The following is a 3889-nucleotide window of genomic DNA, read 5'->3' on the forward strand; positions in this document are numbered from 1 at the left end:
CTGATCACCCCGATCGCCATGACCCAAGGCTCGCGCTTCGCAATCCGCGAAGGTGGCCGCACCGTTGGTGCAGGCGTTGTGGCAGCTGTGGTTGAATAAGCCACTTCTGGTCTAAGACCTTAGAAAAAGAGCGCCCCGGCTGAAAGGTCGGGGCGTTTTTTTGTGTCTATCCCCCCGCCATGTCATCCCCGCCGAAGTGTGAGCTTCGAGCGGGGACCGCAGTGGGTTTGCGGAACAAGGTCCCCGATTGGCTTGCGCCATCGGGGATGACATCGCCTTTAAGATTTTTCCATCTAGACCCATTTTGGTGGAAACTGTGTTTCACCAAAATGGATTATCGAGGATGGCCGCGACATCTGGGTCGTCAAGTGTCCGTTTTCTTCGAAAACGGATCTCGTCGCGACGCAGCAAAGCTGCGCACTTGACTACCCAGAGGTCGCACGAACAATTTCGTTTGCGGTTTGGTGGGCCGGAAGGATCACCAAACCGCTTCCAAGCAAAAAGCTATCCAAAACAATGTGATCTCCGCCGAAGTGCCAAGGGTTGCCGTTGGGGGTGTGTTGGCGGTTGCTTGGAAGCGGACATTCACTGACGCGCGGATCGTAGGGTGCATTCCGATAGGAATGCACCATTTTCGTTCGCTGCGCTCTTGGGTTTGATTGTTTCCCCTTGGAACGCCTTTGCCGCAGGCTGCGCCTACGCAAAGGCATAGCTCGAGTTTGTGCGCGCAAGATGGGGTGTCAAGAGGTGAAATCGGCTTCGCCGACGCGCCGGAGGCGCGCCTCTTGACTCCCCAGCTTGCGCGGAGACAATTGTCCGGCGGCTTCAAGGCAAGCGAAGCGACGCATTGAACCGTTCCGAGTCTTTTGGCTAAGACCCCACATGAACGAGTTCAGGAATTGCTTGACCATGGTGCATCCCAAGAGGGAATGCACGCTACGGCGCGAAGCACATTGCTAACAACGGACACGCTGAAATGAAATCCAAGATATTTATAACCGCCTTTGCATTGACACTTATGGTGCCACTGGCCTGCGCCTCTAAGGAGAAACCCTCTCTAATTGTTGAGAACTTTGGCGATAATGCCGTATCGTACGCCATTCCAAATTGCGAAAACACGATCGCGAGCGCCAAGATCCACATTGTGTCGCGTACTATGTTTCAAAAATGCCCAGACGCGAGAGGTAATGATGGCCTCGAATTTTATTCCATAGATACGAGGCAAAAACTAGGGCGCCTCGAAGTCGATAAAGATTCCCGAAGAACCAACATCAGCGCTGAGACATTTGTCATTGGATCCGCAGAGAACCCGTTTGGACTTGTTGCTTACAGCACCAATAGGATGGTTGGAAACGCGTCTTTGCGTTTTGGTTTCATGGATTTGCGAACTGGCGCGGTCAGCTACAAAGACCGCTCGTTTGGAACCGACACATTCCCAATGGCTGAGCAGGTTGGTTCTTGCCTGGCAATTAGATATGCCATTGCAGGTTCGCCACTGGCAACAATGGAAATCTACGATGTGAATAGCGAGATCGATCCGGCAGATAACATGCCTCGGGTGCGGGGAAAAATTGAAGCTGACCGTGGTCAACGCCTGTTGCATTGTCAATTTTTTGAAGAGGGCGAAAGCAGAACACAAAAGATTGAGGTTGAGCTTGTGTCTGGCATTTCTGAGAACGGCGAGGTTTTAGGATATGCCTATGAAAGTCTCAATTACGAGGTTACCGGGCAGAGCTCCGGCACAGTCTTAAACCCTCAGAAGAGATCAGAGATACGGCGAAGATGGGCAGAATGGCCTGTGTACGTGCAACAGGAAGTGCTTGGCCAAGACTTGCACATACGCGGCCAAAACATCTTGGCACTTCGCCCAGACAAATTCTATGCGTCCTGGACTGCACCGTTCCTAAATGTCAAAGTTGATTATGGGTCCGTAATTGACGCGAGCTATGCATTATTAGGGCCCGTTGGGAGCAATAAACTTCGGTTCGTCTTCTTGAGCCATGCATGCAGAAATTATGAATGCTATCGGGAAAATGGGCCGAATAACCTGCTGATTGTAGACTGCAAGGTCGAATGTTCCTCAAAGTTGATAACAAAACTATCAGCAGACTACGTTGAATTCAGGGGAAGCGACACTCGCTCGGGCAAGATTTATCTCGTCGCGTCGTTCTTTTCAGCACCAACGACAAAACACTTTCCATATGACTTTCAAAGCAAGTTGATTGAAGTCAAAGAATAGGAGGCTTACCGATTGATGGCTTCCTCTGACCCCGCAGCGAAGCTTTCGCAAACTGCGCAAAGAGTCTATTCGTTTTTGAATGTCCGCTTTCGCCGCCCCACACGCCCCAAAGCAGACCATCTCCTTTCGGCCACTTGTTACCTTTTAGACAATGGACTGGACCATCTCGTTGTGCGCGGTCTTGGGTCTAGCTTTTCCACTTAGTCGGCCTTTGCCAAGGAACAGCTTGCGGCAAAGGTGTGCTAAGTGAAGGGAACTTAGCCCAAGGTTCCATAGCTAGTGATGCCGCACAGTCCCGCAGGACCGCAACCTACGGCGCGAGTTAGTTTTCCCGTTGACAGCTACCTGCCTTTACCTGAAACGCGTTGCTCGGTCCCATGGAGCGACGATGAAACATTCTATCCTAGACGAGCGCTATGGCCGCCTGTTTGCCGGCTTGATCGCGGCGGGCTCCTTTATCGGAATCATCCCACCGTTCCAGCTTATGCTTGAGGACGGAAGGGGCCTAGTCGAAGCGCTCTGGCAGATGCTACGTCCCTTTACGATTACAACTAACCTGCTGATTGTAATCGTATTCGGATCCATTGCGATTAGGGGGGCGGAGCGGGTGTCCGCGCTTCTGATCGGTGCCGTGATGCTTGCGATCCTGCTCGTTGGCATCATTTTTAATCTGGTTTTGGGGCAGATCCTGCAACTCAATTGGTGGACTTTTCTTGGAGACAGTTTGCACCACCACATTGCTCCGGTCGCAGTACCGCTATGGTGGCTGCTCTATGCGCCCCACGGCAGGCTGCGTTGGCATGCCCCGTTGGTCTGGGCGTTATACCCGCTTGCTTATTCAGCCTACAGTCTTGTGCGCGCCGAATTCGAGCCAGACTCGGCGTCACGCTATCCCTATTTTTTTATGAATGTGGAAACGCTCGGCTGGAGTGGCGTGCTGTTGAACCTTGCGATTATCGCAGTCGCTTTCACGGCGATAGGCTTTCTGATTGTATGGCTTGATCGGCGTCTCGCGCGCGGCAAACGACAAAGTCCCGAAACCAATGATCACAAGCCATGACTGGCGACCGAACCAACAGGGTGCGGTCCGACAGGCCTGAACCACTTCGTTCGCTGATGACGGCTTCAAAGTGAGCTAAGCGACAATTTGAACCGTTCCAAGTGCTTTGGCTTCGGTCTCGCATGATCCAGCTCAGGAATTGCTTGACCAAGGTGCATTCCATCAATGGAATGCACCCTACCGCGCGGAGCGCCTTGCTATGCCCCCGCCATGTCATCCCCGCCGAAGCGTGAGCTTCGAGCGGGGACCTCAGCGAGTTTGCGGAACAAGGTCCCCGATTGGCTTGCGCCATCGGGGATGACATTGCTTATAGTTTTTTTGTTCTGGAAGGCTCATGCGTAGGCCCTGCCTACACCAAAGGCCAACTTCGATTGTTCGTGGGCGATTTGACGGGTCAAGTCCGCTTCGCGCCGCTTCGCGGCAGATTTCCGAAGGAAATCTGGACTTGACGCGACAAATCGCCCGGTCACGCTATAGGAAGCGGTTGGGTGACCAGAATGGGCACCAAAACGCTTCTAGATAAAAACCACTCCAAAACAATGTCATCCCCGCCGAAGCGTAGCGAAGAGCGGGGACCTCAGCGAGTTTGC

The 3889-nt window shown here is 52.9% G+C and carries 3 protein-coding genes; all 3 read left to right on the forward strand.

Going from position 1 to position 3889, the window contains the following annotated elements; translation table 11 throughout:
• Window positions 1-99: hypothetical protein (locus tag IOB61_RS04900; protein ID WP_290813048.1), on the forward strand; the 99-nt coding region annotated here is incomplete at its 5' end.
• A gap of 877 nt (window positions 100-976) precedes the next feature.
• A complete protein-coding gene (locus IOB61_RS04905) occupies window positions 977-2239 on the forward strand; it encodes a hypothetical protein (RefSeq protein ID WP_290813043.1) in 1263 nt (420 codons plus the stop codon).
• A 388-nt stretch (window positions 2240-2627) separates the two neighbouring features.
• On the forward strand, window positions 2628-3299 hold the full coding sequence (locus IOB61_RS04910; protein WP_290813046.1) for a Pr6Pr family membrane protein: 672 nt from the start codon (window positions 2628-2630) through the stop codon (window positions 3297-3299).
• Window positions 3300-3889 lie beyond the last annotated feature (590 nt).

The sequence above is a fragment of the Aquidulcibacter sp. genome (genome assembly GCF_020253525.1).
GTDB lineage: Bacteria > Pseudomonadota > Alphaproteobacteria > Caulobacterales > Aquidulcibacteraceae > Aquidulcibacter.